The following is a 1,249-nucleotide window of genomic DNA, read 5'->3' as shown; positions in this document are numbered from 1 at the left end:
ATGGGCAAGGAAAAGTTTGAACGCAATAAGCCGCACGTCAACATCGGCACAATCGGCCACGTTGACCACGGTAAAACGACGCTGACGGCTGCGATCACGAAGCAATTCGGTGATTTTCAGGACTATGCGTCGATCGACTCCGCACCTGAAGAGCGCGCGCGCGGGATCACGATCTCGACAGCGCATGTCGAGTACGAGACAGAGACACGCCACTACGCGCACGTCGACTGCCCCGGCCACGCGGACTACGTCAAGAACATGATCACTGGCGCGGCCCAAATGGACGGTGCGATTCTGGTTGTGAACGCGGCCGACGGCCCGATGCCACAAACGCGCGAGCACATCCTGCTCGGTCGTCAGGTTGGCATCCCGTACATGGTTGTTTACATGAACAAAGTCGATCAGGTCGACGACGACGAGCTGCTCGAGCTGGTTGAAATGGAGATCCGTGAGCTGCTGTCCTCCTACGAGTACCCTGGCGACGATATCCCAGTGATCCCGGGTTCGGCTCTGGCCGCTCTGGAAGATCGCGATCCGGCAATCGGCACAGAGTCCATCGCCAAGCTGATGGCCGCTGTTGACGAGTATATCCCGACACCTGCACGCGCGGTTGACCAGCCCTTCTTGCTGCCAATCGAAGACGTGTTCTCGATCTCCGGTCGCGGCACAGTTGTGACTGGCCGTATCGAGCGCGGCGTGATCAACGTTGGTGACAGCATTGAAATCGTTGGTATTCGTGACACGAAAACAACGACGTGCACAGGCGTTGAAATGTTCCGCAAGCTGCTTGATCGCGGTGAAGCAGGCGACAACGTTGGCGTTCTTTTGCGCGGTGTTGACCGTGAAGGCGTTGAGCGCGGCCAGATTCTTTGCGCGCCAAAGTCTGTTCTGCCCCACACCAAGTTCGAAGCAGAAGCCTATATTCTGACCAAGGAAGAGGGTGGCCGTCACACGCCGTTCTTCGCCAACTACCGCCCACAGTTCTACTTCCGTACAACGGACGTGACGGGCACGGTCATGTTGCCTGAGGGCACGGAAATGGTGATGCCGGGCGACAACCTGAAGTTCAACGTCGAGCTGATCGCGCCCATCGCGATGGAGCAAGGCCTGCGCTTCGCGATCCGCGAAGGCGGCCGCACAGTCGGCGCTGGTGTTGTGTCGAATATTCACGAGTAACTTTCGCTAACGCGAAAGATACTCGGGTGGGCACCAGCTTGTTTTTACGAACGTAAAAACTGCAAGGGCCCAC

General features: G+C 57.9%; 1 protein-coding gene. It reads left to right on the top strand.

The features are described 5' to 3' along the window. The coding region (gene tuf / locus B9P63_RS18795) for an elongation factor Tu (protein ID WP_085311696.1) at positions 1 to 1,176 on the top strand (1,176 nt) is incomplete at its 5' end. Positions 1,177 to 1,249 lie beyond the last annotated feature (73 nt).

This window comes from Planktotalea arctica (genome assembly GCF_002105285.1).
Classification (GTDB): Bacteria; Pseudomonadota; Alphaproteobacteria; order Rhodobacterales; family Rhodobacteraceae; genus Planktotalea; species Planktotalea arctica.
This window is presented reverse-complemented; position numbering and strand designations above follow the sequence as displayed.